Source organism: Labilibaculum sp. K2S (assembly GCF_030372765.1).
In the GTDB taxonomy this organism is placed as follows: domain Bacteria; phylum Bacteroidota; class Bacteroidia; order Bacteroidales; family Marinifilaceae; genus Labilibaculum.
The window spans coordinates 582,210-606,323 of record NZ_JAUCMW010000002.1 but is presented as its reverse complement, the minus strand read 5'-3'; the positions used below and the strand labels follow the sequence as shown (position 1 = coordinate 606,323).

Sequence of the window (24,114 nt, the reverse complement as noted above, 5' to 3'; positions counted from 1 at the left end):
CATTCTCTTAAATTCCTTAAATTGAGATCAGTAATAAAAGGAGGCAATGATCCTGTTTAAAACTCTTATCTGCCCGGACCAGTTTTAGGGGAATGTGAAAAAAGATTGATATCGATTATTAATCAGTGTGTGATGAAAAGAGTAATTAAGGACTTTAAAAGCATTGGAATTGAGTTGATTCAACGTCTGATAAAAACCTTTCCCGATGGAATTTATGAAGAGGACTTGATCAGCATTACCAAACCAAATGGTGATAAAATAAATGTTGTGGAGTTACGTACCGAAGACACGATCTATCTAATTAAGATGAATCCGGAGCTCCAGAGAAGAATTGATTCTTTTACAGGAGATTTCGAAGGGCTTGATCCTTATTCTGATGGATACAGAGATAATCCCTAACCTTCCGTTCTGGCTAAAATTGCGATTGCCGATTCGATGATTCCCAATTTGTCGTATCCACATTCACGATACAATTCCTGTTGAGTACCTTGCTCTACCCACTTATCGGGTACACCCAAGCGTTTTACTTTGGCGCGATAATTATTATCATTCGCAAACTCGATGACTGCAGATCCTAATCCGCCAATAATACACCCATCTTCAAGAGTGATAATCTGATCGTGTTTTCCAAGAACCTCATGCAGCAATCCGGTATCAATAGGTTTCAGATACCGCATGTCGTAATGAGCAATCGAGTAGCCGTCTTTTTCCAGTTCTTCAATGGCATCCATAGCTTCTACACCAATGGCACCAATCGATAGAATTGCAAGATCTTTTCCATCTTTAAGCTTTTGACCTTTGCCAACAGGAAGAATCTCGAAAGGTTTTTGCCAGTCAAGAATACGACCTTTACCGCGGGGGTAACGAATGGAAAAAGGACCCATATTTTCTTGTTGGGCAGTAAACATCAAATTCCTCAACTCAATAGCATCAAGAGGAGAGGCAATCGTCATATTTGGAATGCATCGGAAGAAGGCAAGATCGTAAACGCCGTGATGAGTTGCACCATCGGCACCAACAATACCACCACGATCCAGACAGAAAACAACATTTACATTCTGCAGAGCTACATCATGAATTACCTGATCGTAAGCTCTTTGCATAAATGTTGAGTAGATGGCACAGAAAGGTAATTTTCCTTTTGCAGCCAATCCGCCCGAGAAAGTTACAGCATGCTGTTCTGCAATCCCAACATCAAATGCACGATCGGGCATTTTTTCCATCATAATATTTAATGAACTGCCCGTTGGCATTGCTGGAGTGATTCCAACAATTTTATCATTCATTTCAGCTAGTTCAACCAAGGTATTGCCAAAAACCTCTTGAAATTTTGGTGCTTGCGGACTCGTTGATTCAGTTTGTAAAATTTCGCCTGTTACTTTGTCGAACATTCCGGGTGCATGCCAGTAGGTCTGATCCTGCTCTGCCAGTTTAAATCCTTTTCCTTTTTTTGTAATAACGTGTAAAAGTTTTGGACCGGGAATTTTTTGTAAATCACTCAAAATTTTTACCAAGTGATTCACATCATGACCATCAACAGGTCCAAAATATCTGAAGTTAAAAGCCTCAAAAATATTACTTTGTTTTAGCAGAATGGTTTTGATTCCTTGTTCTACTTTCTGAAATAACTTTTGAGTATTTGGATTTAACCGGTTTAATTTTCCTAGAAACCGCCAAACATCATTCTTTACTTTATTATAGGTTTGAGAAGTAGTGATATCCAGCAAGTAGTTGTTTAAGCCTCCAACATTAGGATCGATAGCCATATTGTTATCGTTTAGGATAACCAGTAAATCAGCATTGTTGTTGGCCGCATTGTTTAATCCCTCAAAAGCCAAACCGGCAGTCATCGATCCATCCCCAATTACAGCAACTGTTTTTCGATTAGTTTCTCCGTTTAAATGGGCAGCAGTAGCCATCCCTAATGCGGCAGAAATCGAAGTAGAGGAGTGTCCAACAGTAAAAGTATCGTATTCACTTTCGTTTCTGTTAGGGAAACCACTTATTCCTTTGTATTTTCTGTTGGTATGAAAAACATCTTTTCTTCCGGTAAGAATTTTATGTCCGTATGCCTGATGACCCACATCCCAAATTAGGTTGTCGTAGGGAGTATTTAGTACGTAGTGAAGCGCAACGGTAAGTTCTACTACACCTAAACTGGCACCAAAATGACCTGGATTACATGAAACTTCTTCAATAATTTCCTGGCGCAATTCTTCACAAACCTGAATAAGGTCATCTTCAGATACCTTTTTCAGATCGGATGGAAAATTGATTTGATCTAAAAATTCTTTTTCAGACTTGCCCATGTACGAAATCCCCCTTTTCATCGTTTAACAGAATAAGAATTTGTTTACCAATCATTTTTTTCAACTGATGGTAGATAAACAGATCACTCTGGAAGAAAAATATTGACGAAGATAATAATAAAAACTAAAGTATTCTTCTATCCGGTGATGACGATACCATGTCAGATTCTTATATTTGCTTGTGTAATTGCAAGTTTCATTACTAATAAAAGTACAATTTAAACATGTTCAAAAAAACGAGTCCGCTGTTATTTATTTTAGCATCAGTTTTTCTATGCTTTTCTTGTGTTCCTACAAGACAATTTCAAGAACTCCAATCTAAGCAACAAAACTGCCAGGACGAATTGGAGATGGAAAAGGAAAAAAACCTTACTCTAAGTGAGTCTAACAACGAATTGAGTGGAAGATTAGAGGTTTTGAATGAGAAATATAAAAATATTCTTGCAGATACTGTTCAAATATCAAGGCGTCTTCAGTCTGCACGGGAACGATTAAGTAGAATTGAAAAGAGTAATCAGGATTTACTAAATCAATTGGCAGGAATGCAGGCCGGAAATGCGAAAGAAACAAAAGTATTACTAGGACAGATTAAAAAAGCTCAAAATGAATTGAGATTGCGCGAAGATGAGGTTCTATCCTTGGAAAAAGAAATGGATGCCCGCAAACGAACCCTCGATACCTTGCAGGCTGAATTGAATCGGAGAGATAAGCGTTTACAGGAATTGGAATTGGCTTTAAATAGAAAAGATGAGGCAGTTAAGGCTTTAAAGCAAAAGGTAATGAATGCCCTTACCGGATTTGACGGCAATGGTTTGTCGATCACCACCAAAAATGGAAAGGTTTATGTCTCTATGGATGAAAAACTCCTTTTTAAATCGGGAAGTTATCAGGTGGATCAAAGAGGAGTGGAGGCATTAGGGAATTTGGCTGGTGTATTGGCTCAAAACAAAGATATTAATGTAATGATTGAAGGTCATACCGACAATGTTCCTTACAAGGGTAGTGGTGAGTTAAAAGACAACTGGGATTTAAGTGTGAAAAGAGCAACATCGATTGTTAGGATATTGATCTTAAATACAGGAATTGATGCCGAAAGGCTAACCGTTGCGGGGCGCAGCAAATATGTGCCGATTGGTACTAATGCAACCACCGAAGGTCGCAGTAAAAATCGTAGAACTGAGATCATTCTTACCCCTAAATTGGATGAGTTGTTTAAAATTCTTGAAAGTAACTAAATAGTGTTTTAATGATCTCATATCTGTGAAAAATGAAGCTTAATAAATCCATAATAGGAATGGTGCACGTTCAGGCATTGCCTGGAACGCCGAAAAATAAATATTCCTTGGCAAAGATTTGTGAAATTGCTGTAAAAGAAGCCATGCAGTATGAAACAGCTGGTTTGGATGCTGTTATGATCGAGAACATGCACGACGTTCCTTACCTAAAAGGTTCGGTAGGGCCGGAAATAACAGCAGCTATGGCAGTTGTTGCAAAAGCAGTGCGTGATGCTGTAAAATTACCTTTAGGAATTCAAATATTGGCTGGAGCCAATAAAGAAGCTCTGGCGGTAGCAAAAGCGGCTAATTTTCAATTTATCCGTGCTGAAGGATTTGTATTTGGTCATGTTGCCGATGAGGGTTATATCGATTCTTGTGCCGGGGAGCTGATGCGGTATCGAAAAACAATTGGAGCAGAAAATGTTTTTGTGCTTACCGATATTAAAAAGAAGCACAGCTCGCATGCCATTACTGCGGATGTTGATATTGCCGAAACTGCTCATGCTGCGGAGTTCTTCCTAAGTGATGGTGTTATTATAACAGGTTCTTCAACAGGAAAAGCTGTTTATTTGCACGAATTAAAAAGCTTGAAGGATAAAATTCACATTCCCGTATTAATTGGATCAGGTATTACTGCAGAGAATCTTTCGGAGTATTGGGATTATGCTTCGGCTTTTATTGTTGGTTCGCATTTTAAGGAAGATGGATATTGGGAGAATGACATTTCTGATGAGCGGTTGAAAATATTTATGCAGACAGTTAAGAAATTAAGAAACTAATAATCGTAAAAAAAAAGCTGCCTTTCGGGGCAGCTTTTTTCAATTATTATATGGTCATGATATCTTTCTCTTTTTCAATCAGTAGGTCGTCAACTGTTTTGCTGTATTTGTCAGTTAGTTTTTGAACAATAGCTTCTGCATCTTTTTCAACATCTTCCGACAAACCTTCTTTTACCAGTTTTTTTAATTCAACATTGGTATCTCTTCTGGCATTTCGGACGCTTACTTTGGCGTGTTCACATTCAGCTTTAGCCTGTTTTACCAAGTCGTTTCTGCGTTCTTCGGTCAAAGGAGGAATATGAATTCTGATTAATTCTCCGTTATTATCCGGATTAAATCCCAAATTTGAATTCATAATTGCTTTTTCGATTTGTACAATCATTGGTTTTTCCCAAGGCTGAATAGCAATTGTTCTAGGATCAGGTACACTTAGGTTGGCAACCTGAGCAAGAGGAGTCATGCTTCCGTAGTAATCCACCATTACACCATTCAACATGCTTGGATTTGCTCTTCCAGCACGAATTTTTACTAATTCTTTTTCAAGATGGTCAACAGCAGCTTCCATCCTTTCCTGCGTATCATCCAGATACATTTGAACTTCTTCATTCATCGGAGAAAGATTTTTATATGTTTTTATTGATCAATGTATAGTGCTTACAAAAATAGCAAAAATCTATGATGAAATAAAGATAGTCCTTTTTTACTAAAACTAAAATGCATCAGTAGTAAAGAGCTTGTGGCTGTTAATTGTGAACTAAAGTTCCAATATTTTCACCTTCAATCACTTGCTTTAAATTTCCTTTTGTATCCATATTGAAAACAATTATTGGTAAATTGTTTTCTTTACACATTGTTGTTGCAGTTAAATCCATAACTCTCAAATCTTTGTGGTAGATTTCATCGAAGGTAATGGTTTCAAATTTGGTAGCAGTACTGTCTTTTTCAGGATCAGCAGTATAAATGCCGTCAACACGGGTTCCTTTAAGCATTACGTCAGCTTCTATTTCAATTCCTCGAAGCGAAGAACCAGTATCTGTTGTAAAATAGGGATTACCTGTTCCGGCAGAGAAGATCGTAACACAACCTTCAGAAAGGTAGTCTACCGCTTTTTGCTTCGAATAGAATTCACCAATTGGTTCCATTCGAATTGCTGTTAAAACCCTTGATTTACATTGAATGGCTTCCAATGCGGAGTTAAGTGCAAGGCTGTTAATTACCGTAGCCAGCATTCCCATTGAATCGCCTTTTACACGGTCGAAACCTTTAGCGGCACCGCTTAGTCCGCGAAAAATATTACCGCCGCCAATTACGATTCCAACCTGAACGCCAAGATCAGTTATTTCTTTAATTTGTTCGGCATAGTCACTTAATCGTTGTGAATCAATTCCATATTGTTGATCACCCATTAATGATTCGCCGCTTAATTTTAGTAGTATACGTTTGTATTTAACCATTCTTTCAGATTTTTATACCCAAAGTTGAGAAAATTCTACGATAAGATAAAAAAAAAGAGTTCCGAAAAGGAACTCTTTTTATATGTAATAATAATTGTATTAAGCATTTAATGTGAAACGCATCATTTTCGTCACAGTTAAATCTTTGTCAGATTCAGCAAGATACTGCTTAATAGTTTGCTTGTTGTTTTTAACAAAGTCCTGGTTCAATAATGTTGATTCTTTAAAGAATTTAACCAATCGGCCTTCTGCAATTTTATCAAGCATAGCCTCAGGTTTTCCTTCCAAACGAGCTTTTTCTTTTGCGATTTCAAGTTCTTTTGCAACTACATCAGCAGCAACATCATCTTTATCAATACCAATTGGAGCCATAGCTGCAGCTTGCATAGCAACGTCTCTTGCCATTTGCTCGTCCATTGATTTGTTAAAACCAATCATAGTAGATAATTTGTTTCCTGCATGAATATAGGCAACAGAATATTCTGCTTCCATTTTACCAAAGAAACTTAAATCGATTTTCTCACCGATAACACCGGTTTGCTCAGTAACGTGTTCTTCAACTTTTCTTCCTTCAAGCTCTAAAGCTTTCAAAGCTTCAAGATCTGCAGGCATGTTTGCCAAAGCTAAATCAAGAATTTTAGTTGCAAATTCTACGAAACTATCATTCTTTGCAACGAAGTCAGTTTCACAGTTTAGAGTGATCATTACACCACTTTTTTTATCTTCAGAAACTTTTGCTAATACAACACCTTCAGTTGCTTCTCTGTCGGCACGTTTGTTAGCAATCGCCATTCCTTTTTTACGAATAATGCTTACCGCTGCGTCAAAATCCCCTTCAGCTTCAGTAAGAGCATTTTTACAATCCATCATTCCTGCGCCAGTTGCTTTACGCAATTTGGCTACATCTGCTGCTTTAATAGACATGATATATCTAATTTTTTGTTAGTTAATTATTCCTTATCATTCTTTTCTTCTTCAGTAGCCGGAGCTTCTGGAGTTGTTTCTGCAACTGGAGCTTCTGGAGCAACTTCTACAGCAGGAGCAACTTCAGCAACTGGTGCTTCTTCTGCAGGAGCATCTGCTTTCTTTGCTTTTTTAGGCTTAGAAGCTTTCTTTTCAGTTGATTCAGTATCTTTTTCTACTTTTCTTTCTGATAAACCTTCTTTAATAGAAGCGGTTACAATGTCAAGAATAATAGAAACAGAGCTGGAAGCGTCATCATTACAAGGAACTACGAAATCAATACCATCTGGGCTTGAGTTTGTATCAACCATTGCGAAAACAGGAATACCCAAACGGTTTGCTTCTTTAACAGCGATATATTCTTTCATTACATCAACTACAAATAGAGCTGCCGGTAATCTGGTCAGATCAACAATACTACCTAAGTTTTTTTCCAACTTAGCTCTTTGACGAGATACTTGTAGTCTTTCTCTTTTAGACAGGTGGTTAAGAGTTCCGTCACCTTCCATTTTATCAATGGTAGACATTTTCTTAACAGCCTTTCTGATAGTAGGGAAGTTAGTTAACATACCACCTGGCCAACGCTCAGTTACATATGGCATATTTACTGCTGCTACTTTTTCAGAAACGATTGATTTTGCTTGCTTTTTAGTAGCAACAAAAAGAATTTTTCTTCCTGATTTAGCGATTTGTTTCAATGCTGCGGCGGCATCATCCAGCTTTACAGCTGTTTTGTGCAAGTCAATAATGTGAATTCCATTGCGCTCCATGAAAATATAAGGAGCCATTTTTGGATTCCATTTTCTAGTCAAGTGACCAAAATGGCAACCTGCTTCTAATAATTCTTCAAATGTAGTATTTGACATTTTTGTTTTTTTTAATCGTTTACATTCGTTTTATGGCAATTGCTAAGTAGTTCGAAAATCGAAGTCTTACCAATTTAGATACTAAACTTGCCACAAAAATTCTAACGCTTGCTAAATTGAAATTTCTTACGTGCTTTAGGTTGACCTGGTTTTTTACGTTCAACCTCACGAGGATCGCGAGTCATGAAACCTGCAGTTCTTAGTGCTGATTTTGATTCTGCATCAATTTTAACAAGTGCTCTGGAGATTGCCAAACGAAGAGCTTCTGCCTGACCTGTAACTCCACCACCATCAAGATTTACTTTGATGTCGTACTTCTCAGCTACCTCTAAAAGGTTTAAAGGTTGCTTTACGATGTACTGTAGAGTTCCGGTAGTAAAGTACTCTTTAAGCTCTTTTTTGTTGATGGTAATCTGACCTTTACCTTCGCTAACGTATACACGGGCAACAGCTGCTTTTCTACGTCCAATAGCATTAATAACTTCCATACCTACTTATTTAATTGTGTTTAAATCTAATTTCTTTGGCTGCTGAGCTTCGTGTTTGTGCTCAGGACCTACAACTACATATAGGTTTGTGTAAAGAGTTCTTCCTAAACGATTTTTTGGAAGCATACCTTTTACAGCCTTCTCAATTAATCTTTCTGGGTGTTTCGCCAAAAGATCAGCTGGAGTTTTAATTTTTTGTCCACCTGGGTGTCCAGTGTAAGAAAAATACTTTCTGTCTGTCATTTTATTTCCAGTCATACGTACTTTCTCAGCATTGATAATAATCACGTTGTCTCCACAGTCAACATGAGGAGTGTAATTAGGTTTGTATTTACCTCTAATCAGCTTTGCTACTTTAGAGCTAAGTCTACCTAACACTTGGTCTGCTGCATCAATAACAATCCACTCTTTAGTAGCAGTTGCTTTGTTTGCAGAAACTGTTTTGTAACTTAATGTATCCACGTTAAAAACTTTTAATAAATAATACTTTTTAATACAATTATTCCAATTTGGCTTGCAAAAGTACAAGAATCCTATAAATACACCAATTTTTTTAACGATTTATTGATGAAGAACTTAACCTGATGTGGATAATCGGGTAATGTGGAGGAGTTAAGTCTGTCAAAAAATCAAATTGATATATTTCCCAATATTGAATCCTTTACTTGCTAAGGGTAGTAGAATCAAGTTGTTGGGGTGGGGAGTCTTCACAAATAAGCCCATCGTCACAATTTCTCTGCAAAAGTATGAAATAAATTTATTTTAGAAGTCTCTTTTTAGTATTTTTTTGGAAAGAAATGCAATTGGAACATTTGATATGCAGGAACTAAGGAGTTTTTACATTTGAAAATTTAAAATATTGAAACGAATGAGCGTTCGATTAAAAAGAGATTTCTTCCTGAGGGATATCAATATTGTTGCCCGTCAGCTGATCGGAAAAATCATTGTGCGAAAATTTGAAACAATGAAGGAAGAGCGGTTTCGAATAACAGAAATTGAAATTTATGTGGGAGAGGAGGATCTGGCATCTCATGCATCAAAGGGGCGCACCAAAAGAACAGAGGTTATCTATTCTTGCGGTGGTTACGTCTATGTTTATTTAATTTACGGGATTTATTGGTTGCTAAATATTGTAACCGGTAAAAAGGATCAAGCTCAGGCAATATTGGTTCGTGGTGTTGAAGGAATTGATGGTCCGGGTAAAATCGGACAGCAATTAAAGTTGGATAAGAGTTTTTATGGAGAGGATTTGGAGAGCTCTAATCGAATTTGGATGGAAGATGATGGCATGTTATGCAATTATACGTTCATCCCAGAATTAATGTTGAATATGCGGGTGAAATTTGGAAAAATAAGTTGTATCGTTATAAAATTGAGAAAGCAAAGCTTTAATTCCAACTAACTTTTTTCAGAAAGAAATCTCCATTGATTCTGAGATAGATTGCTGTGGCGTAATTTGCATTTGAATTGACTGGATTATAGTATAAATCAATTTTTCCACCCAAATGAATGCCTTTACTTATTTTCCGCTCATAGAAGTACTTAAATGTAACAAGTTCTCTTCTGTTTTGGTATGAACCTGGTTTGCTATAAGATATTGATTGAAATAATTCTGAACCTCTTGAGGCAATGAAATGATATGCATACCAATATCCTAGTCTAAATTGAGAATGTTTCGTGTTAATGCCAATCTGCGGGTAAAAAGCATGTCCTTTATTAAAAAGGAGTTCGCTAACAGAGGAGTTGTCGCTTACGTAGTAGGCTAAAGCTCTAATATACCATGAAGTAAATCTGGAATTTTCAATTTTTCTTGAAAAATCAAGGCCGGATGAAAAGTTACCAATGGTTTGAACGGATTCGTCAGAGGAGTCAATTTCGCCACCTCTGTGTGCGAAAAGAATTTGAACCGGAATGGAAAGTCTATTTTTGGAGGATGTATTATTTAACTGATAGCTGCTTGAAATCCCAAAAGTGAATTTTTCCTGAAAAGGATCCTCTTTTAAGATGAATTGTTCCCAATTAATCCATGTGTCAAGGTTTAATCGTTTTGTACGATACAAAAATTGAATTCCACTTTCTGCTTTATCCGTAAAGAACTTTTCCGGTTCGAACATGGGTTCCGAAAGCATATGGTTATTGTTTTGGTTTAAGCTTCCTAAAATTAAATTGGCTTTACTCGAGGCTTGATAGTTTACAGAGAATAATGCTTGTGTTTCATTAAAGTTCGTTCGTCCTGTATATTGCTGGAGTCGCATTCCAGCTTCAATTCGAATTTTAGAAGATGGATAATAAACCAATTTTGGTGTTGCCGAGTAGCCGATCCAGGTTGTTCCATTAGAGAAAGTGCCGGAGTACTCATTGTTTTTCACAAAATTGAAATTTTCAAATCGTAAAAATAATTTATTGCTGTCTGCTTTTTGAAATTCTTTATAGTGTAAAAATGGAGTGTTGAAATCTTGTGCCAATGATGAATATTGACTTGTCAACATCCATAATAATATGATGAATACCTGAGAGAAGAGTCTGGCCATATCTTGATTTTAGGGTAGCCAATTTACAATTATCTGAAGAAATATTTTAAAAGAAGGGAAAATAATTAATTTTTTTAGAAAAAAGAGGCTGTCTCATAACTACGAAACAGCCTCTAATCTATTGAATGTTTTGGTTGTTTTTCGGTGAAAAAGACTAAATACCTTTAGAACCAAATTTGGGGTGAAAATTACATTCAAATCAGATTATATTATTTTGTGTTGTTTTATGCTGTTTCGTATGAAGAATCGGGCAAAACCAATGCCAGTATTAAGTATGCAAGCAACATTAGTGGATTAAATAAAGTTAGTATCAGCCATGCAGCTCTTATAATTATCGGGTCAAGTTCCGGATTTATGTATTGAGAAATACCTCCGCAAACACCAGCTATTTTTTTCTCCTTTGATCTTGTTAAGCGTTTCATCTGTTTGTATTTTATGGTCAGATAGAACTTACCTTGAGTAAATAATCATTCTTGTGTGTGAGTTAATAATTATTTAATCATGGACGTTTCATTTAATTGTAATTTATTTTTGGTTGCCATATGTAACTTACCAGGTAATTATTTTCTTGCGTGCGAAAATTTCTGCACTTGGAGATTACATATTTGTTAAGTCTTGAATGTTGTTATTCCTCATCGTCGTCTTCATCATCAAAAGTGAAGTGAGACAAAGTTTTTATTTCATCAACACGAAAATCACCAAAAAAGGAAACCAATGATGTTCTGTTTTCATTAAAGTGCAAGACATGAAATTCACTGAATTTTTTTCCGTTTCCTTTTGCGAAGAAATGAACATCATCGGAATTTTTATCATCTCTGTCAGTTAAGACTTCTTTATAGGCATTTCCTTTTGATAGTTGTGAAGAGACAATATTTTTGAATTTAGTTTCGTCTCCGTTTGCATGTTTAAAAGTTAGGAATTTGATGTTTTTACATTCTCCGGTGATATTTTTCTCCAATTCGTCTTCATCAACATCAAAGTCGAGATTTTTTAGGAAGCTACCGGCAAAACTAAAGCTGGTAAAACCATCTAAATTTGAATATTTAGCGTGTATTTGCTCACCTTTGGTTTGTGCTTGTATTAGAATCGGAAATACTATCGCTGCAATTATTACTACTAATTTTTTCATGATATTTTATTTTTTTTGATTTACCATGTTTACACCGGCAAAGTGTGTATTGAAAAAGGAGCCGGTGCAAAGCATGGGTTTATTTGTTATTATTTTCTAATTTGCTTAGGCCTTCCTTTTTCATGATCCACATCTTGTCTAGCATGTCGTAGTCCCAAGCGTTATCTACATTATCAATGTCGTGAATAATTTTGCGCATCGACTTGTCCAGATAGATCACTTTTCCTTCGGGCACCTTAATTGTGATGTGAAGTTTTTGATTTCTCCATTTACTATCAGTTAGCAGTGTGAAAAATTGATTAAAGACAATTAGGGAATCAGTTTGTTTCCATTTGTATTCAATGTTTTCAGCATTTTCACTCGCCTGTTCGTTCGATCTTCCCCGGGATTTCTTTTTAAGTTTAATTTCAAATTTACCACTGTTACTCTTTTCGATATCAAGAGTAGGTTCTCCAACTATAATTTCCTTATCATCTTTGACTATGATTTTTATATTGTCCAGACCGATGTGCCCATCATGCCAGTCAAAATCGATATTGTCAGTTGATTTTAAATAAAGAGTATCTGTTTGGGTAGGTTGTAATTCAATGTTTTCGGAATAACGCGTACTGCTTTGCATGTATCCTTTTATTTGAGAAAAACTTAGACTAACCAAAAGGATAATTCCCAGTAGCCAAAATGCAAGTGCCGAGAACCCTATTATTTTGTTGTTAGTTCTGAAATTGAACAAGAGTTTTAATCCTGCAAAAATCAGAAGGAGTAAAGGGATTCCAATCACCACAATTACGCCAATTGTGAATAAGGTGATACTACTTCCGTCAAGAAATAGGTGTGGAAGCACTGTGCCGGGAAAATGGAAATCAGAAAATGGACCAAAAAAGCTATTCACAAAAATCATGGAGCCAATAAAGCTGATAAGGGTAATAAATCCTGCAAATACGAATCCAATACCAAGCAAAATAATAATCACTTTAAGGATGAGTCGGAGTGCTGTTCCGGCAAAGTCCAGAACTCTATCGAAACCGTCACGAACCTGCGGTCCGTTCTTGTCCCTCATCTTTTCGAAACTTTCTTTTACCTCCTTGTATTCGTCTTTAATTGTTTCCTCAATGTTGGAAATGTTTACCTTTTTGCCCTTCATTTCTAATTTTTGAGTTGTAGTAACTGCTTTAGGAACTGCAATCCATAAAATCACATAAAGAAGAAATGAAAACCCATATCCTAGGAAAAAGAAAAGTGCAAAAAGGAGACGGATTACAACCACATCAATTCCGAAATAAGCAGACAAACCACTGGCTACACCACCCAGAACTCTGTGGTCAGGATCGCGGAATAATCTGCGCTTTTTCTTTCCGAAAGTTTGTTTTGTCTCAGTTTCCTGATTCGACTCGTCTTCAATACTTTCTTCGTCGATAGCAAATATCTCTTCAGGTTTCCCCATAATCGATATGGTTTCTTCAATCATATCTACATTTACCACCTGATCTTTTGTGCTCAGTTTTTCTTGGAAAATTTCTGAGATTCTAGCTTCAATATCAGATACGATTTCGCGGCCTTCTTCGCTTGGTCCATAGTGAGTATTGATGGTGCGCAGGTAAGCCTGTAGTTTTTCAAAAGCATCCTCATCGATATGGAAAATACTCCCACTTATGTTAATTGTTAATGTCTTTTTCATTTGTATATCGGTTTAGGGGTCTTACTTTTTAATTGTATTTACAGCATCAACTAAATCTTGCCAGGATTGATCCAATTCTTTAAGGAATCCACTTCCAAGTTCGGCAATTGTGTAATATTTCCGAGGTGGGCCTTGAGTTGATTCCTCCCAACGGTAGCTTAGCAATCCGTCGTTTTTTAATCGGGTTAGAAGTGGATATAAAGTTCCTTCCACAACAATCATTTTTGCCTCTTTTAGCTCCTTGATTATATCTGAAGCGTAAGCATCATTTCTTGATAAAATGGATAGAATACAATATTCCAGCACTCCTTTTCGCATTTGGGCTTTAGTATTTTCGATCTTCATGGTTGGAATAAATTAAATTCTTGATTTTGTGTTTCCCGGATTGTTCCAGATGCTTTTGTGTTTTTTCTTCTCAACTACCTTGGTTTCCTCCTTTGTTAGAACAGTATCTTTTTCAATTAGGATCTGTTCTCTCGTTTGAGATGAAATATTTACAGCATCAATACTGTCATTATTGCCGGCTAAAATATCTTTACATACTTGTATATTTTCTTCAAAAAAGAAAAGTCTTGAGTTGAAATAGCTTTTTTCTCTGTCGATTTTTGATTCGCTTCCCAAAATTGCATCAGATATAATTTTCACAATAGGAGATAGTATTTTCGATTGTTTCGCAGTAGAAACAAACTGAGCATTGGATTCTGTTGTCCACGAAAATAGAACAATTAGAATCAGGCTGAGTTTGCATAGTGAATTGTTACTTTTGTTCATGGTGTTTGTATTTATATCGTATACTACTGTCGCAAGCATGCAAGCTTGTTATACAAATATACGTACAAAAAAAGGTAATATGCAAAGCATAGTACTAAAAATATTTCAATAAAAGAGTTAAGTATCAGTAGATCAGCAATAAAGATTTAATTTAAAATTGTCTTGCATTTGAGGATTCAAAAAAAAATCAATATTAAACAGGGGTGTTATTAAAAAAATGACAAGAATAAAGCATTTTAGGGATAGGTGTATAGGCTGTGCTTATTGCGTAGGAGTAGCACCCGAATTTTGGGAAATGTGTACTGAAGATGGTAGGTGTGACCTGATTGGTTCGATAAGGAAGAGAGATTGTTACGAATTAGAAATTTTTAATGATGAGGTTCAGAAAAATAGGAAAGCAGCCGATATTTGTCCAGGCAAATGTATTCGGATAGAAATTTATTGATATCAGATTTAGAGTTGATTCGGGTGGCGTTACTGCATATGAAGAATGTAAAAAGAGCGATTTCCTTACCGGAAAATCGCTCTTTTAAAATATTGCTCTTTTAAATTTCAGTTGAAATTCAAGATTTATTTGCCTGATCTTTTACGATCAGTTTCTTTAAGAAGTATTTTTCTTAAGCGGATTGAGTTAGGAGTAACCTCAACATACTCGTCTCCTTGGATGTACTCCAGAGCTTCTTCAAGTGAGTGAGTGATTGGTGGTGATAATCTCACCTTATCATCAGTACCAGAAGTACGCATGTTGGTTAGTTTTTTTGTTTTAGTCACATTAATAACTAAGTCGCCGGCACGATTATTCTCACCAATTACCTGGCCTTCATAAATTTCAACCGTTGGGGCAACGAAAAATGTACCTCGGTCTTGTAGTTTATTTAAAGCATAAGCAAAAGTTAATCCGGTTTCCATAGCAATTAACGATCCGTTAACACGACCAGGGATAATTCCTTTGTGTGGTTGGTATTCCAGAAAGCGATGAGAGATCACTGCTTCGCCGGCAGTAGCAGTCAACATCTGATTTCTTAAACCAATAATACCTCTTGATGGGATATGGAATTCGAGGTGAATACGATCAGCCTTACGTTCCATAGTCAGCATTTCTCCTTTACGTTGAGTTACGATCTCAATTGCTTTTCCTGAAACATCTTCCGGAAGATCGATGAATAAAAATTCAATAGGTTCACATTTTTCACCACCAATTTCTTTAATGATAACCTGTGGTTGTCCAACTTGAATCTCGTATCCTTCACGTCTCATTGTTTCGATTAGTACAGACAAGTGAAGAACTCCACGTCCGAATACAATATATGAATCAGCAGAATCAGTTTTTTCAACTCTAAGAGCTAAATTCTTTTCCAATTCTTTATTTAGTCGGTCAATTAAGTGACGGGAAGTAACGAATTTACCATCTTTTCCATAAAACGGAGAATTGTTGATCGTAAATAACATACTCATTGTAGGCTCGTCAATTGCAATTGGTGTTAGAGGTTCCGGGTTTTCAACGCTGCAAATAGAGTCTCCAATATCAAAACCTTCAATACCTACTAAAGCGCATATTTCTCCGGAAGCAACAGATTGAACTCTTTCTTTACCCAGACCGGTGAAGATATGTAGTTCTTTAATTCGTTGTTTCTTGATGCTGCCATCAGGTTTAACCAGGCTAACATCCATTCCTTCACGAATCTCTCCCCGGTGAACACGTCCTACGGCGATACGTCCAACATAAGCAGAGTAGTCAAGAGATGTAATCAGCATTTGTGGTGTGCCATTAATGGTTTTTGGCTCAGGGATGAATTCGATTACTGCATCTAAAATTGCTGTAATATCAGTTGTTGGCTTTTGCCAGTCTTTCGACATCCAACCTTGTTTGGCAGAGCCGTAGATGGTTGGGAAATCTAATTGCTCTTCAGTAGCCTCCAAATTAAACATCAATTCGAAAACCTGCTCCTGAACTTCTTCCGGTCTGCAGTTTGGTTTGTCAACTTTATTAACAACCACAACAGGTTTAAGACCTAGAGCTAAAGCTTTCTGCAGTACAAAACGAGTTTGAGGCATCGTTCCTTCAAAGGCGTCTACAAGTAGTAATACTCCATCAGCCATATTTAAAACGCGCTCAACTTCTCCACCAAAATCCGAGTGACCGGGAGTGTCTATGATATTAATCTTTACACCATTGTATTCAAGAGAAACGTTCTTTGACAAGATGGTGATTCCTCTCTCTCTTTCCAGATCATTATTATCAAGGATTAAATCACCTGGGTTCTCATTTTTTCTAAAAATGTTACTATGCATTATCATTTTGTCAACCAAAGTGGTTTTACCATGATCAACGTGGGCGATAATCGCAATGTTTCTCAATTTCCTCATCTTGTATTTTATTAATTTGAGAAAAAATATCCGCTGAAAGCTAATGAAATGGGATACTGTGTTCTCTTTCTTTTTATTGTACTAGTCAAATTGAGCATTCATCTAATCATCTCATTCTTTGAAATTGTTGTGAGTGAATCGATTGCGGTGCTCAAAATGCGGCTGCAAAAGTACGCTTTATTTTTGAAAATTTGCTTTTCAAGCAAATTTAATTTTGTTTTAGATATTAATTTAATTCTTTCCTTTTTTTTAATGTTAAATTAACAGACCGTTGCAGATGAAATTGTTTCTTTGTGTCGTTAATGATATTTAGTAATTGTCTAATTTAGAATAGAAATAAGTAACAGGTGGAGTATCATTGTTAAAACTTTACAATCCTTGTATAATCTATTCGTTAAGTAATAACTTTTTTATCAGGATGTTGAAATAAGGTTTAAACTAAGTTTTTGGTTGGTTTTGTGATTATGGATTTCGAAAGAAAAATATTATCTTCCATATCCATTTTTTAACAGACCAATTTGGTTAAAACTGTTGTTCTTTTTTTTGCGTGATTGTTGAAAAACTGTCCCTGTTTCAGGTTTGAAATTAATTTTTTCGATGAAATGCTAAAAAAAGAAGACGAACAGCTAAAATTAGTTCGTTATTTTTTTGTTACATAGTTAAAAAGCAACCATTTTTGTGATCCTTTTCTCCAGGAAATGTGAGATGATTTTGTGGCGACATTGTCACACAATTACTAACCTAACAAATTGTTTTATGAAAAATGCTATGAGAAGTATTTTGACAATGGCAGCAATTATGATGTTGTCCATTGCAGCTATTGCTCAAACCACCGTAAAAGGTGTAGTCGTAGATGGTAGTACCAACGAAAGTTTACCGGGTGCTTCTATTGTTGTTGCCGGAACAACTTCCGGTACTGTTTCGGGTTTTGATGGCTCGTTTGCTTTTGAATTGCCAAAAGGAGCTACAAAGCTTGTTGTAAGTTTTGTAGGATTTCTTGACAAAGAAATTGACTTAAAAGGTGCTCAGGATTTAGGAACTATTAAGTTGGAATCTGACGCTGTTGGTTTGAACGAAGTTAGTGTAATGGCTTCTATTGTAACAGATCGTCAAACACCAATTGCTGTATCTACTATTTCTTCGGATATAATAGAGAATAAATTGGGATCTCAGGAATTTCCTGAAATTTTAAAGTCTACACCATCTGTATATACTTCGAAAGAAGGTGGTGGATTCGGTGATGCTACAGTATATATCCGTGGTTTTGATTCGAATAATGTTGGAGTATTAATTAATGGTATCCCTGTTAATGATATGGAATCGGGTAAAGTTTACTGGTCAAATTGGGCCGGGCTTTCTGATGTTACCCGTACTATGCAGGTTCAAAGAGGACTTGGTGCATCTAAGCTGGGTCTTTCTTCTGTTGGAGGTACTATTAATATTCTTACTAAATCTACAGATGCTAAAAAAGGTGGAGTAATTAAATCGAGCATTGGAAACGATGGTCTTAAGAAAAGCCTAATCTCATTATCAACAGGTTTAATGGATAATGGATGGGCTGTTACTATCTTAGGTTCTCACACATCAGGTGATGGATATATAAAAGGAACAGATTATGATGCTTGGTCCTATTTTGCCAATATCTCTAAAGTGATTAATGAAAAACATACTCTGTCTTTCATGATTACCGGTGCACCACAATGGCACAATCAGCGTGGAAACAAGCACACAATTCAGCAATACCGCGATCATAAAGATGAATTTAAATACAATTCTGATTATGGAATGCGTGAAGGAAAATTATATGGTGGAGCATATGGTTACAACTATTACCACAAACCTCAGGCACAGTTGAACCATTATTGGACTATGGATGATAAAACATCTTTAACTACTTCATTCTATGCATCAGTTGGTTCTGGTGGTGGTCGTCGTGTATACGGAGCTCAGTCTAAATTATTAGGTGTTAATTATAGTACTGGTGAGGATTATGATGTAACAATGAGAACTCCTGATGGTTTATTGGACTTTGAAGGGGTTGCGGCTATCAATGCAGCCTCCACTGCTTTAGGTTCTCAGGCGATTATTGCTAATTCAGTAAATAATCATGCTTGGTATGGTTTATTGTCTACATTAACACATGAATACAAGCAGTTTACTTTTACAGCAGGTTTAGATGCGCGTTACTACAAGGGAGAGCATTATAACGAAATTCATGATTTGTTGGGAGGAGCATTCTACCTTAATGGTAATAAGAATCGTGATGCTAATACTTGGTTGAAGGCCGATGATAAAATTAACTATTATAATGATGGTGAAGCCTTGTATACTGGTCTTTTCGGTCAAACAGAATATGTAACTGATGATTATTCAGCATTTATATCTGCAGCAGTGTCACGAAAAGCTTACCGACGTACAGATTATTTCTTGTATGAGCCAGGAAACCAACAGTCTGATTGGGAAGATTTCTTGCCTTGGAATGTGAAGGCTGGTTTCAATTACAAGATCAACTCTATCCACAATGTATTTGTAAATGGAGGATATGTGCAAAGAACACCTTATATGGCAAATGTATTTTTGAACAACACAAATGAAGTGAACAAGGATGTGAAGTATGAAAAAATCATTACTGCTGAGATAGGCTATGCATATACATCTTCTAACTTTAATGCAAATGTTACTTTGTATCGTACCAATTGGAAAGACAGAGGTTTGGTGAAAAGTCTTGGCGGTGAAAATGTTAATATCTCAGGTTTGAATCAACTTCATCAAGGTATCGAGGTTGAGGGAGAATACAAGCCTTCTAAGAAATTAACTGTTCGTGCTATGGTATCTGTAGGTGATTGGGTTTATCAGGATGATGTACATGCGGTTGTTTATGATGATGCACAAGTGAAAAAAGGTGAGTTTACAGCATATCTAAAAGATGTGCATGTTGGTAACTCAGCCCAATTATCAGGTTCTGCTTCTATCGATTACGAAGTTCTTCCTAAATTGAATGTGAGTGTTGATTATACCTACTACGGTAATCATTATGCTGATTTTGATGCTACTAAGAGAACTGATATTGCTACTAGTGGTGATTCATGGGAAATGCCGGAAGCAGGGCTGGTTGATGCTGGTTTCCGTTACAAGTTTCAGATCGCTGGTCTTGACGCCACTTTAAATACAAATGTTTACAATTTGTTTGATACTGAATATGTTTCTAAAGCACAAGATGGTTTAAATCATACAACTAACGAAGCTTTAGTGTATTACGGATTCGGAAGAACTTGGTCAACAGGTCTTAAAATTAAGTTTTAATCAGACTTTTGTTTAATAAAAAAAATAGAAAGATGAAGAAATTATTATATATGGCATCCTTCTTTGCTTTGGTTTTCACTTCTTGTGACCCAATGGAAGATGCTTACAAAGAAGTAGATGAAGCTAATGCTGATGCTGTAGCTGATGCGAAATTTTTCTCAGATAAAGTATTGCTTGAAACAGGATATACTTTGACTGATGCAGATTATGCCCTTTCAACTAATACGAGTGTTAGCGGGCATATGAACTTTTCGAGTTCGGCAACTGCTGCAGACAATTTGCCTGAAGTATTAACAAATATGAAGGTTTATGGCGAGGCTGGTTCTGAATACGTAGTGAATTACAATTTTTATATCCCTAGTTCTAAAGTGAGTGATGCTTCACCAAAAGCTTACGAAATGACAGGTAATGATTATGATCTACTTGGAGAAGGAAAAGGTGAACCCGGTCAATATGGTAATTTTGATAAAAATATGCCAATAGATGAGTATTTGCCGGTATTTTTAGATCGCAGATTTCCTATTGCTAAAGTGGGGGATTCTAAATTGCTTAGTTATAAATTTTATGGCGCAGGCGATAAATATGCAGAATATGAGTTCGATGGAACTGTATGGACAAATACGTCTAAAGCATTTGGCTATACTTCAGCATATGAATTAACAGAAGAGGATTACAAATTAATGGGTGAAGGTAAAGATCAACCTGGAGAGTATTTTAATTTTTCTTCTAAAGCCAAAGCAGATAATTATTTGCCTGATTTTTTAATTGGTAAATATCCAAATGCTGTTAGTGGTGATAAGCAGGAGATTAAATATGTGTATTATGGAAATTACTATGATAACTACATTGGTTATATTTTGAATGAGGATGGATGGAAGAATAATGTTACTGTATCTTTTAACTGGGAAACAGGAGAATATGTTTTGAAAACCTTGTCTCAAACTATCAATGCATCTTCATTGGTTGCTTATAAAGACAAAACATGGTTATTTGTTCCTCCAATCAAATTTGTTAAATCGGATAAAACGCCAACAGAAACTTACACATTGGTTTATGACGATTATAAGTTTGTAGGTAATGGTGGTTATGGAAATTTTGACGAGGAAGAAGATGTGGTTCTTGAGAAAATCGCCAAGATTATCAAAAATAAGTATGAAGTTGCTGTAGGTCAGGTTTATTCAATTACTTATAAATATTATAGTTCTGGAGTAACAAATAAAACAGTGATACTTGAAGCTGTTAAAGATAATTAGTAGAAAACTATATTGTACTAAGCCCGAATCCTTAAGGATTCGGGCTTTTTTATTTCCATTGCTTAGACTGTATGCAGAGTAGTATATGTTTTGATTGGTGAACCAACAAATGTGCTCAATAACATAATAATTTAACTGCTCAGATCTTGACTTTTTTAGAGAAGTATCGGAACTTCTTATTTTAATTAAAATTAATCAAATCACATTATTATGAGCAAAGTAAATGTTTGGTTATACGATAACCTCTTAACTCCCGATCCCAATGATTTTTACGGAAAGGTTAAACCTCAGGGAACGCTTTACAATGGCGATATTGCCGATGCAATGATAAAAGAAGGGACCGAATACCAAAAGGAAACGATTTTAAATATCCTCGATCGCAGCGACCGGATTAAAGTCGCTAAATTGGTTGAAGGATACAGTATTAATACGGGGGTGTATCACAGCCATATTGGTATTAATGGTGCTTTTCACGGAGCAACCGATCGTTTCGACCCCAATGAGCATCGTATTACTGCATCTTTTATCAGCAGTACTGCCTTGCGTGAGGAATTGAAAAAAACACAGGTCGATATTGTTGGTACCGCCACTACCGAACCTGTGATAGGGAAAGTAATCGACAGCCTTACAAAGGCCGAAGACAGCACGATTACTCCGGGTAATGTGATCTCGATACAGGGTAACAGGCTAAAAATAGCAGGCGATGATGCCATTGTTGGTGTGTATCTAATCAATCAGAATGATGACAGTCGCCATAAGTGTGCGCAAATTATTACCAATGAACCCAAGCAGCTGTTGGTGATGTTGCCCGCGCTGGAGGTTGGTAATTATGCTCTGGAGATCGTCACACAATTTTCGGCGAATAGCCTATTGCTTAAAGAGCCTCGTGAAATACAATTTGAGCAGATTTTGATTGTTGATTGAATCGATATGACTTTCTGTATTTTAATCCGGTTAGATGGTATTCTATCCGGATTTTTTTGATCTCCATATGTATATTTTTGGGGTGAAAGTATTCCTTGTTTGCAGATGAGTACCCGCTGGTGTGTACACATGATACCCCCTTCATGTGTACGCATGACCAACCCCTAATGTGTACGCATCGTGCCCCCTGTTTCAGACTTTTTGCCAGACATCAGAATAAGAAAAGAACAAAAAAGGCTGCTTCCGAAAAGGAAACAGCCATTTATATTTGTTTATATGAAATTTTAGCGCTTCATCAGTTTCTTTGTTATCCGATTGCCATCTGATAAAATAAAGGTCACAAAATACATCCCTTTTGGCAATTTGCTAATGGAGATTCGTGTATCAGGTGATTTTATTTCCATGATATTTCGCCCGGTTAAGTTCGAGATATACATCGATTCTACATCATTCATATTTTTCAGTCGGATTTCATTCACAGCTGGGTTCGGGTAGAATGATGGAATTCCATCGGTACGTAAATCATCAATTCCGGTAGGATTTTCTGTTGTAAAAGACCAGTCTGTAATGGAAGTGATACCTGCAAAAGCTACCCCGTTTGCACTTACAAAGGCATTATTATCAATGTTAATGTAATATTCGGTTCCTGTTTCCAGATCATCTGATAAATCAATACTAACTTGTGTGCCGTTATAGGTTACCGAAACATCTGAAGCAAATATTTCCTCTACTGCAGTGCCATTGGTTTTAATATAGATTTTACCATTTCCTGCTTGTACATTTTTATCAAAAGTAATTTCCAGATCAGTGCCTATTGGAACATTTTCACTGTCATCAGCTGGAGTAAATCCGGTAATTGCAGGAGGAGTGTAGGTTGCTGTGAAATTCCATACAGTTTTATCTGAAAATCCATCAAAAGTATTCGATGAAGCATCGGTAATTACACCATTATCAATAACAACATAGTATCTAACTCCTTCTTCGTATTTAGCTTCAGAGTTTATTAACAGCTGGCTGCCTGAATAAGTTAATCTGGCGCTTGGAATTGTTAGTGTTTCAAAAGTTGTTTCGTCATTGTATCTTTTGATGGTAACACTGCCTGTTCCTTCTTTTATATCTTCGTTGAATTTGATAATAAGATTTGCGGTTAAAGAAACACCAATAGAATTATTGACAGGAGATAATTCGGTGATAGCAGGACTCTCTGTATCGGGTGGCCAGATTTCGTCAGCCCATTCGGGATAATCAATAAAAGGATTTCTGTTGCCCTGAATCGTATAAACCTTTTCGTTTCTGGCTTTTTCGGCTTCGTCAACCGGATCCTGTGTATTCCAAACTAATAAGGTGGATAGTTTACCAAAGAAAGGAGCTGAGTAATTAACCATACTGTAGGCCATGTCGTTGGTCATTTCCAAATCAGGATCACCATTTTCGCCTTCGTAACAAACTGCCATGTACAATATCATTCTGGCAATATCGCCTTTCACAGCATCGCGGGGTTCCCATGAGTCTCCGTCAAACTTGCATTCTGTAGCTTCAGAATGAGTCGTTCCGCCATTGTCAAAAAATTTATTGCTTCGATCAGTATTTACACTTCGGTCGCAGGCTCTAAGATGGTGAATATCGGTTCCTGCACCCCGGACGGTTCCAAAATCCCCGTGAGATTTGGCCCAGATGTGTTCCCTGTTCCAGGAATCATCGTCTCCTGAACCATCATCCTGATGTGTTTTTACTTCACTTCTTCCAGTGTAAATTAGAAGAACATTGTCTGTATTATTTGGATCTTCGTCAGTAATTTTAAGAGCTTCCCAAACATTGTATTGGTCACCGGCATCCTTAGTTGTGTAAGGCAGTTCGGTGTGATTTCTAATAATAGAATGCAGAGCAGTTTTCAATTCACCGCCAGTTTTTCCGGCAGCGTTTTGGTAGTATTCTTCAATAGAAGTCTGAGCTGTTGCTGCAATTGCAAAAGCAACAAAAACAGTGAGGAAAAATAAAATTTTTGTGTGTAGAGTTCTTATCATA

23 protein-coding genes are annotated in these 24,114 nt (G+C 36.5%); 8 read left to right on the top strand and 15 right to left on the bottom strand.

Features of this window, described 5'->3' with window-relative positions; genetic code table 11:
• The first annotated feature begins 132 nt into the window (after positions 1-132).
• Positions 133-399: a hypothetical protein gene (locus QUH73_RS05710; RefSeq protein WP_289529487.1), complete on the top strand. Its 267-nt coding sequence runs from the start codon at positions 133-135 to the stop codon at positions 397-399.
• On the opposite strand, the gene dxs is transcribed toward QUH73_RS05710, so the two are convergent.
• The gene (gene dxs / locus QUH73_RS05705) at positions 396-2,330 is read right to left on the bottom strand and encodes a 1-deoxy-D-xylulose-5-phosphate synthase (RefSeq protein WP_289529486.1); all 1,935 of its coding nucleotides are present in this window, start codon (positions 2,328-2,330) and stop codon (positions 396-398) included. The genes QUH73_RS05710 and dxs overlap by 4 nt on opposite strands.
• Before the next feature lie 329 nt (positions 2,331-2,659).
• On the opposite strand from dxs, the gene QUH73_RS05700 reads away from it, so the two are divergent.
• Positions 2,660-3,544 (top strand): OmpA family protein, encoded by an 885-nt coding sequence (locus tag QUH73_RS05700; protein WP_289529485.1) that lies wholly within the window; start codon positions 2,660-2,662, stop codon positions 3,542-3,544.
• A gap of 32 nt (positions 3,545-3,576) precedes the next feature.
• Positions 3,577-4,365, top strand: coding sequence for a BtpA/SgcQ family protein (locus QUH73_RS05695; protein WP_289529484.1), 789 nt, complete (start codon positions 3,577-3,579; stop codon positions 4,363-4,365).
• 46 nt (positions 4,366-4,411) lie between these two features.
• Here the strand turns inward: QUH73_RS05695 and frr are convergent, their stop codons facing one another.
• The 6 genes from frr to rplM form a co-directional block, all read right to left on the bottom strand.
• Positions 4,412-4,975 carry a ribosome recycling factor gene (gene frr / locus QUH73_RS05690; RefSeq protein WP_289529483.1) on the bottom strand — a complete coding sequence of 188 codons (564 nt, stop codon included), beginning with the start codon at positions 4,973-4,975 and terminating at the stop codon, positions 4,412-4,414.
• A gap of 133 nt (positions 4,976-5,108) precedes the next feature.
• Positions 5,109-5,819 (bottom strand): UMP kinase, encoded by a 711-nt coding sequence (gene pyrH, locus QUH73_RS05685; RefSeq protein ID WP_289529482.1) that lies wholly within the window; start codon positions 5,817-5,819, stop codon positions 5,109-5,111.
• A 99-nt stretch (positions 5,820-5,918) separates the two neighbouring features.
• Positions 5,919-6,743 (bottom strand): translation elongation factor Ts, encoded by an 825-nt coding sequence (tsf, locus tag QUH73_RS05680; protein WP_289529481.1) that lies wholly within the window; start codon positions 6,741-6,743, stop codon positions 5,919-5,921.
• A gap of 26 nt (positions 6,744-6,769) precedes the next feature.
• Positions 6,770-7,648, bottom strand: coding sequence for a 30S ribosomal protein S2 (gene rpsB / locus QUH73_RS05675; protein WP_289529480.1), 879 nt, complete (start codon positions 7,646-7,648; stop codon positions 6,770-6,772).
• Positions 7,649-7,749: 101 nt separating this feature from the next.
• The gene (gene rpsI, locus QUH73_RS05670) at positions 7,750-8,136 is read right to left on the bottom strand and encodes a 30S ribosomal protein S9 (protein ID WP_101261689.1); all 387 of its coding nucleotides are present in this window, start codon (positions 8,134-8,136) and stop codon (positions 7,750-7,752) included.
• A gap of 6 nt (positions 8,137-8,142) precedes the next feature.
• Positions 8,143-8,598: a 50S ribosomal protein L13 gene (gene rplM, locus QUH73_RS05665; RefSeq protein WP_289529479.1), complete on the bottom strand. Its 456-nt coding sequence runs from the start codon at positions 8,596-8,598 to the stop codon at positions 8,143-8,145.
• Positions 8,599-9,004: 406 nt separating this feature from the next.
• Here rplM and QUH73_RS05660 point away from each other — a divergent pair, with 406 nt between their 5' ends.
• Positions 9,005-9,538, top strand: a complete 534-nt coding sequence (locus QUH73_RS05660; RefSeq protein WP_289529478.1) for a DNA-3-methyladenine glycosylase — start codon at positions 9,005-9,007, stop codon at positions 9,536-9,538.
• Here QUH73_RS05660 and QUH73_RS05655 read toward each other — a convergent pair.
• The 6 genes from QUH73_RS05655 to QUH73_RS05630 all read right to left on the bottom strand — a co-directional run bounded on the left by QUH73_RS05655 (position 9,525) and on the right by QUH73_RS05630 (position 14,242).
• A complete protein-coding gene (locus tag QUH73_RS05655) occupies positions 9,525-10,667 on the bottom strand; it encodes a hypothetical protein (protein ID WP_289529477.1) in 1,143 nt (380 codons plus the stop codon). The genes QUH73_RS05660 and QUH73_RS05655 overlap by 14 nt on opposite strands.
• 224 nt (positions 10,668-10,891) lie before the next feature.
• Positions 10,892-11,089 carry a PspC domain-containing protein gene (locus tag QUH73_RS05650; protein ID WP_289529476.1) on the bottom strand — a complete coding sequence of 66 codons (198 nt, stop codon included), beginning with the start codon at positions 11,087-11,089 and terminating at the stop codon, positions 10,892-10,894.
• Positions 11,090-11,292: 203 nt separating this feature from the next.
• A complete protein-coding gene (locus QUH73_RS05645; protein ID WP_289529475.1) occupies positions 11,293-11,796 on the bottom strand; it encodes a DUF4252 domain-containing protein in 504 nt (167 codons plus the stop codon).
• A gap of 79 nt (positions 11,797-11,875) precedes the next feature.
• Complete coding sequence (locus tag QUH73_RS05640) at positions 11,876-13,471, bottom strand: PspC domain-containing protein (protein WP_289529474.1); 1,596 nt, start codon at positions 13,469-13,471, stop codon at positions 11,876-11,878.
• Positions 13,472-13,492: 21 nt separating this feature from the next.
• A complete protein-coding gene (locus tag QUH73_RS05635; RefSeq protein WP_101310290.1) occupies positions 13,493-13,816 on the bottom strand; it encodes a PadR family transcriptional regulator in 324 nt (107 codons plus the stop codon).
• Between the two features lie 12 nt (positions 13,817-13,828).
• Positions 13,829-14,242: a hypothetical protein gene (locus QUH73_RS05630; protein ID WP_289529473.1), complete on the bottom strand. Its 414-nt coding sequence runs from the start codon at positions 14,240-14,242 to the stop codon at positions 13,829-13,831.
• A gap of 217 nt (positions 14,243-14,459) precedes the next feature.
• Here QUH73_RS05630 and QUH73_RS20850 point away from each other — a divergent pair, with 217 nt between their 5' ends.
• Entirely contained in the window at positions 14,460-14,687 is a 228-nt protein-coding gene (locus QUH73_RS20850; protein ID WP_442913387.1) for a ferredoxin, read from the top strand.
• A gap of 125 nt (positions 14,688-14,812) precedes the next feature.
• Here the strand turns inward: QUH73_RS20850 and typA are convergent, their stop codons facing one another.
• The gene (typA, locus tag QUH73_RS05625) at positions 14,813-16,609 is read right to left on the bottom strand and encodes a translational GTPase TypA (protein ID WP_289529472.1); all 1,797 of its coding nucleotides are present in this window, start codon (positions 16,607-16,609) and stop codon (positions 14,813-14,815) included.
• Positions 16,610-17,365: 756 nt separating this feature from the next.
• Between typA and QUH73_RS05620 the strand changes: the two genes are divergently transcribed.
• From QUH73_RS05620 to QUH73_RS05610, 3 genes are all read left to right on the top strand, one after another.
• Positions 17,366-19,912 carry a TonB-dependent receptor gene (locus QUH73_RS05620; protein WP_289529471.1) on the top strand — a complete coding sequence of 849 codons (2,547 nt, stop codon included), beginning with the start codon at positions 17,366-17,368 and terminating at the stop codon, positions 19,910-19,912.
• 32 nt (positions 19,913-19,944) lie between these two features.
• On the top strand, positions 19,945-21,165 hold the full coding sequence (locus QUH73_RS05615; RefSeq protein WP_289529470.1) for a hypothetical protein: 1,221 nt from the start codon (positions 19,945-19,947) through the stop codon (positions 21,163-21,165).
• Positions 21,166-21,375: 210 nt separating this feature from the next.
• A complete protein-coding gene (locus QUH73_RS05610) occupies positions 21,376-22,089 on the top strand; it encodes a DNA-binding domain-containing protein (RefSeq protein WP_289529469.1) in 714 nt (237 codons plus the stop codon).
• A gap of 284 nt (positions 22,090-22,373) precedes the next feature.
• On the opposite strand, the gene QUH73_RS05605 is transcribed toward QUH73_RS05610, so the two are convergent.
• Positions 22,374-24,113 carry an endonuclease gene (locus QUH73_RS05605; protein WP_289529468.1) on the bottom strand — a complete coding sequence of 580 codons (1,740 nt, stop codon included), beginning with the start codon at positions 24,111-24,113 and terminating at the stop codon, positions 22,374-22,376.
• Position 24,114: the final 1 nt, after the last annotated feature.

What these genes read in the sequence shown, in the direction of transcription:
- QUH73_RS05700 (WP_289529485.1), top strand. Translation starts at nt 2,660, where the DNA reads ATGGAAAAGGAAAAAAACCTTACTCTAAGTGAGTCTAACAACGAATTG.
- dxs (WP_289529486.1), bottom strand. Translation starts at nt 2,330, where the DNA reads ATGAAAAGGGGGATTTCGTACATGGGCAAGTCTGAAAAAGAATTTTTA.
- QUH73_RS05610 (WP_289529469.1), top strand. Translation starts at nt 21,376, where the DNA reads ATGAGCAAAGTAAATGTTTGGTTATACGATAACCTCTTAACTCCCGAT.
- QUH73_RS05655 (WP_289529477.1), bottom strand. Translation starts at nt 10,667, where the DNA reads ATGGCCAGACTCTTCTCTCAGGTATTCATCATATTATTATGGATGTTG.
- QUH73_RS05710 (WP_289529487.1), top strand. Translation starts at nt 133, where the DNA reads ATGAAAAGAGTAATTAAGGACTTTAAAAGCATTGGAATTGAGTTGATT.
- QUH73_RS05635 (WP_101310290.1), bottom strand. Translation starts at nt 13,816, where the DNA reads ATGAAGATCGAAAATACTAAAGCCCAAATGCGAAAAGGAGTGCTGGAA.
- rpsI (WP_101261689.1), bottom strand. Translation starts at nt 8,136, where the DNA reads ATGGAAGTTATTAATGCTATTGGACGTAGAAAAGCAGCTGTTGCCCGT.
- QUH73_RS20850 (WP_442913387.1), top strand. Translation starts at nt 14,460, where the DNA reads ATGACAAGAATAAAGCATTTTAGGGATAGGTGTATAGGCTGTGCTTAT.
- pyrH (WP_289529482.1), bottom strand. Translation starts at nt 5,819, where the DNA reads ATGGTTAAATACAAACGTATACTACTAAAATTAAGCGGCGAATCATTA.
- QUH73_RS05630 (WP_289529473.1), bottom strand. Translation starts at nt 14,242, where the DNA reads ATGAACAAAAGTAACAATTCACTATGCAAACTCAGCCTGATTCTAATT.
- QUH73_RS05620 (WP_289529471.1), top strand. Translation starts at nt 17,366, where the DNA reads ATGAAAAATGCTATGAGAAGTATTTTGACAATGGCAGCAATTATGATG.
- typA (WP_289529472.1), bottom strand. Translation starts at nt 16,609, where the DNA reads ATGAGGAAATTGAGAAACATTGCGATTATCGCCCACGTTGATCATGGT.
- QUH73_RS05645 (WP_289529475.1), bottom strand. Translation starts at nt 11,796, where the DNA reads ATGAAAAAATTAGTAGTAATAATTGCAGCGATAGTATTTCCGATTCTA.
- tsf (WP_289529481.1), bottom strand. Translation starts at nt 6,743, where the DNA reads ATGTCTATTAAAGCAGCAGATGTAGCCAAATTGCGTAAAGCAACTGGC.
- QUH73_RS05650 (WP_289529476.1), bottom strand. Translation starts at nt 11,089, where the DNA reads ATGAAACGCTTAACAAGATCAAAGGAGAAAAAAATAGCTGGTGTTTGC.
- QUH73_RS05640 (WP_289529474.1), bottom strand. Translation starts at nt 13,471, where the DNA reads ATGAAAAAGACATTAACAATTAACATAAGTGGGAGTATTTTCCATATC.
- QUH73_RS05605 (WP_289529468.1), bottom strand. Translation starts at nt 24,113, where the DNA reads ATGATAAGAACTCTACACACAAAAATTTTATTTTTCCTCACTGTTTTT.
- QUH73_RS05695 (WP_289529484.1), top strand. Translation starts at nt 3,577, where the DNA reads ATGAAGCTTAATAAATCCATAATAGGAATGGTGCACGTTCAGGCATTG.
- QUH73_RS05660 (WP_289529478.1), top strand. Translation starts at nt 9,005, where the DNA reads ATGAGCGTTCGATTAAAAAGAGATTTCTTCCTGAGGGATATCAATATT.
- rpsB (WP_289529480.1), bottom strand. Translation starts at nt 7,648, where the DNA reads ATGTCAAATACTACATTTGAAGAATTATTAGAAGCAGGTTGCCATTTT.
- QUH73_RS05615 (WP_289529470.1), top strand. Translation starts at nt 19,945, where the DNA reads ATGAAGAAATTATTATATATGGCATCCTTCTTTGCTTTGGTTTTCACT.
- frr (WP_289529483.1), bottom strand. Translation starts at nt 4,975, where the DNA reads ATGAATGAAGAAGTTCAAATGTATCTGGATGATACGCAGGAAAGGATG.